This is a genomic window from Corallococcus llansteffanensis (assembly GCF_003612055.1).
GTDB lineage: Bacteria > Myxococcota > Myxococcia > Myxococcales > Myxococcaceae > Corallococcus > Corallococcus llansteffanensis.
In genome coordinates this window covers 1-4,216 of record NZ_RAWB01000740.1, presented here as the reverse complement: position 1 = coordinate 4,216, position 4,216 = coordinate 1, and the positions used below count along the sequence as shown (strand labels likewise).

The following is a 4,216-nucleotide window of genomic DNA, read 5'->3' as shown; positions in this document are numbered from 1 at the left end:
GGTGCAGGTGGGGCTGGAGGACCTGCTGCTCGTGCCCACGTCCGGGCGCGAGGGGCGGCTCTTGGCGCTCAGGGCCCCGGGCTGGACGCCCGCGTTCACGGTGCGCGCGGACACGTCACTGCGCACCCGGCCGGTGGTGCGCGGGCCGCTGGTGTTCGTGCTGGGCCTGGATGGACGCGTGCTCGCGTGGCGGCTGCGCGTGCCGCCGCCGGACTGACACGCCCTCCTCGCGCCGTCAGCCCACGGACTCCGGCCGGGAGGCCGCGCCCGCGGCGGCTCCTTCCGCGGACTCCACGTAGTCCAGGTCGCGGTGGAACGTCTCCGACAGGCGCGTGAGGGCGACGAGCGCGAGGCCGAAGCAGACCGCGCCCACGGTGAGCGCCGCCTGCGCCACGGTGAGGTGGCCCTTCAGGTAGCCGAAGCCGCTGGCCGCGAGCACCGCGCTGCCGCGCACGAAGTTGGGCACCGTCGTGGCGACGGTGGCGCGGATGTTGGTGCCGAACTGCTCGGCGGCCATCGTCACCAGCACGGCCCAGTAGCCCACGCACAGGCCGATGAGGAAGCTCAGGCCGTAGATGACCGTGGAGGTGAGGCCGGGCACGAGCCCGTACACCAGCACCAGCGAGAACCAGGCGCACAGCCCCAGCGCCACCGCGCGCTTGCGGCTCTGGAGCCACTGGCTCACGAGGCCGGACAGCATGTCGCCCAGCGTCAGGCCCATGCTGCCGAAGAGGATGGCGTTGCCCGCCGTCACCGTGCCCTGGACGTTCAGCCCCGCCGTCAGCTCCGGCGCGAAGACGAAGAGGATGCCGGTGGTGAAGTAGATGGGCACGCCCACCAGGATGCAGCAGAGGTAGCGGATGAAGCGGCCGTCCTGGAGGAGCAGCAGCGGGTTCGCCTTCGCGGGGCCGGCCTTGTGGGTGAAGAGGGCGGACTCGGACACCTTGAAGCGGGTGAAGAGCAGCGCGAGCCCCAGCACGCCGCCCGTCACGTAGGCCGTCTTCCAGTGCAGGTGCTGCGCGACGAGCGCCGCCACGACGATGCCCAACATGCCCAGCGTCGCGACCACGGTGGTGCCCAGGCCGCGCTTCTCCTTCGGCAGCGACTCGGCGACCAGGGTGATGGCCGCGCCCAGCTCGCCCGCGAGCCCCAGGCCTCCGAGGAAGCGGCACACCGCGTAGCTCGTCACGTCCCAGGCGAACGCGTTGGCCAGGTTCGCCGTCGAGTACAGGAGGATGGAGCCGAACATCACCGACAGGCGGCCCTTGCGGTCCCCGAGCATTCCCCAGAAGACGCCGCCCACCATCATCCCCGCCATCTGCGCGTTGTAGATGAAGAGCCCCTTCTCGAGGATGTCCGCCGGGTCGGTGAGGCCCAGGTCCTTCAGCGAGGCGACGCGCACCACGCCGAACAGCGTGATGTCGAAGAGGTCGACGAAGTACCCCAACCCCGCCACGAGGACGGTGAGGTTCAGGACCGAGCGCAACTCCCGCAGGCGTGTCATGGCGCGCAATTAGGGGGGTTCGGCGGGCGCGGAGCAAGCGTCCGGTGAAGGCCCACCTGCCTCCCCGGAATCCCCGCCTTCCAGGAGGGCTCCGAGGAGGGTAGATTTTGTCGCGTCCTGCTTCTTCCCCAGGTGGAGCGCACTCCATGTACACCCACGCCGTGCTGGTTCCCTTCACTCCCGACCCGACGGATGAGGGGCAGCAAGAGGTCGTGTCGCTCGCCAAGGGGCTGCTCGAGCGGATTCGCGCGCATCCCACCAAGCTCAAGAACCAGACCCGGAGGGTCTACAAGAAGGTGCTGAGGCTCGGGGATGAGCGGGAGGGTCTCGACCTCAAGCAGGTTCCGTTCGACTCGACCCACTCCACCCTCTACGTGACCGCGCACGGGAATCCCGACGTGATTGGCACCCGGGGGCCGATCTCCATCTCCCCGGAGCGACTCGCCAGGAAGCTCGCGGAGGCGGGGATGCCCAAGACCATCACCGACCTGAAGGTGATGACCTGCAACTCGGGCTGGGGCTGGAGGAAGTATGGCTACCTGGGCTCCGCCAACACCGCGCACCTGCTGGAGGATGAGCCCCAGGGCACCTCCACGACGACGGTGGATGAAGAGCCCGGCCCCCAGGAAGCCGCCTCGCAGTTCACGATCCACATCCCCGAGAGCGGCACTTCGCAGGTACCGGAGATGAAGCTGGAGGCCACCAGCGTCCCGGTGCCGGACGAGCAGCAGCCGGACGGCGAGGTGGTGCCCGATGCCGAGGAAGAAGACCCCATGAAGCGGCCCGGGAAGCCGAGGAGCCTGACGTTCTATGTGAGGCGGCTGTGCATCGCGCTCTATGAGCGCGGGTACACCCATCTCCGGGTCCACGGGTACATCGGGTACACGGGTGAGGCCAAGAAGAAGGGCCATCACAGCTTCGTCACGGCGAAGCTCGGCAGCTCGCAGATGATCCGGGCCTCCCTCTCCCGCGTCACGGTCCAGGGCCAGTTCGGGTGGACCATCCAAGAGCCCAGGGAACGGATCAAGGTCAAGTGAGCAGCCCTCCTCCGTATGCCATCGTGGTCCTCTCCGCGGGAGATCCGCGCGTCATGGAGGGCGCGGCGCGGGTGGCGCGGAAGCTCTTCACCCGTCACCAGGCGAACGTGCAGCCCGTCCCACTGGAGTCCGCGGCCCTGCGCCACACGCTCGCCCAGCTCGCGGGCGGTACGCTGTACCTCGTCGGCCACGGGGATGAATGGACCGTGGGCGACCGGGCTCCCGCCAATCTGGCCATCCGGCTGTACGAGAACGGCCTGCCCGCGACGGTGGCGCGCATCCACGTCATGACCTGTCTGTCCGGCGTCGCGCCGCCGGAGCTCCTGGAGGCGCCGGCCCTCCGCCTGCGGGGGAACCTGATGGCGCTCTACCGGGCGCCCACGAACTTCCGGGTCACCGGGCTGACGGGCAAGTCCGCCGACTTCGGTGGCAGCTTCCGCACCATCCCGGCCCATCCGGTGATCACCTGGCTCGATGCCTTCCGCGACGCCGTGCACGACCCCCAGCAGATGGGCACGTTGCTGGATGCCGCGGATGACCTCGACCCTGACAACCGGGGGATGGACGCCTTCACGACCTTCGTCGAGGCGCACGACTCTCTGCGCGAGCTCGATGAGGAGGAGTCGCAGATCTACGACGCCATCCAGATGCTCATCACGCGCCTGCACGACAAGAACGCGCGCCCGGATGTCTGGCTGGTCCTGTACATGCTCGTGCAACAGCTGGGCGACGTGTTGCAGGACGGAGAGCTGACGCCCCAGGACCAACAGGAGTCCGCCCTCTCCAGCCTCGACATGCTGGAGCCCCTCATCCTCCAGGCCCTGGCCCTGAGCCGGCAGGCCAGCAAGGTCACCTGGTAGGGCTTCGACAAACACCCGGCCCGGGGTGCCGGTCGATCCACACGGCAGGGAGCTTCCAGAAGAATTCCCTGGAAGGTAGGTTTTGCCGCATGTTCTTGCTGCAAGCCGCGGTGGTGCAGCGCGTGGTGGGGCTGACCTTGATGTGGGCCCTGGGCGGCCCCTCATCGCCCCCGGGGTCGTGGCGGGCCGTCGCGCGCGTGGAGTCCGCCGAGGACCGTGCGCTCCTGGAGCGCGTGCGCGGGCAGAGCAGCGACCTGCCGGTGGTGCTGGAAGAGGAAGCGGGTCCGTCCCCGGAGGCGAGCCCTGACGGCGCGTGGCGCGAGGCGGAGCGGGTGGCCCTGCGGCGTGAGGCCCGCGCGGTGCTCTGGTTCGTGCGCGACGGGGCGGAGCTGCGCGTGTTCGTGGCCGCGCCCCAGACGGGGCACCTCTTCGTGCGGAGCGCGCGCGTGGAGGGCACGCCGGAGACCCTGACGTGGTCCGTCGGGGCGGAGGCGCTGGCGCTCGCGGTGCGCTCGGCGCTGCGCGCGGTGGATGCGGGGGAACCCCTGGGTGAGGTCGTCGCGTCCCCGCCTCCGCCTGTCGTGGTGGCCCCCGCGCCGCCGCCTCCGGTGCCGGTGGCCGTCGCGGCCGAGGACGGGGCGTTCGTGCAGGTGGGGCTGCACGCGGCGCTGGACGGGTATCACCCCGGGGGACAGCAGGGGCTGTCGCTGGGCGCGGGGTGGGCGGGACGGGTGCTGCGGCTTCGCGCGCAGGTGCTGGCGTCGCTGCCCGTGCACCTGCGGGATGCGTACGCCGACGTGCGGCTGGGACAGGGG

General features: G+C 70.3%; 3 protein-coding genes and 2 pseudogenes. 4 read left to right on the top strand and 1 reads right to left on the bottom strand.

All coding sequences use genetic code 11. The features are described 5' to 3' along the window. Positions 1 to 217, top strand: a pseudogene (locus D7V93_RS39305) (outer membrane protein assembly factor BamB family protein); the annotation flags it as partial. Between the two features lie 18 nt (positions 218 to 235). Here D7V93_RS39305 and D7V93_RS39300 read toward each other — a convergent pair. Continuing rightward, positions 236 to 1,504, bottom strand: a complete 1,269-nt coding sequence (locus D7V93_RS39300; protein ID WP_120648176.1) for an MFS transporter — start codon at positions 1,502 to 1,504, stop codon at positions 236 to 238. Between the two features lie 146 nt (positions 1,505 to 1,650). On the opposite strand from D7V93_RS39300, the gene D7V93_RS39295 reads away from it, so the two are divergent. From D7V93_RS39295 to D7V93_RS39285, 3 genes and pseudogenes are all read left to right on the top strand, one after another. Next, positions 1,651 to 2,541 (top strand): hypothetical protein, encoded by an 891-nt coding sequence (locus D7V93_RS39295; RefSeq protein WP_120648175.1) that lies wholly within the window; start codon positions 1,651 to 1,653, stop codon positions 2,539 to 2,541. Further along, positions 2,538 to 3,401, top strand: a complete 864-nt coding sequence (locus D7V93_RS39290) for a hypothetical protein (protein WP_120648174.1) — start codon at positions 2,538 to 2,540, stop codon at positions 3,399 to 3,401. Before D7V93_RS39295 ends, D7V93_RS39290 begins: the two co-directional genes overlap by 4 nt. An 89-nt stretch (positions 3,402 to 3,490) precedes the next feature. Then, positions 3,491 to 4,216: pseudogene (locus D7V93_RS39285) on the top strand (hypothetical protein); the annotation flags it as partial.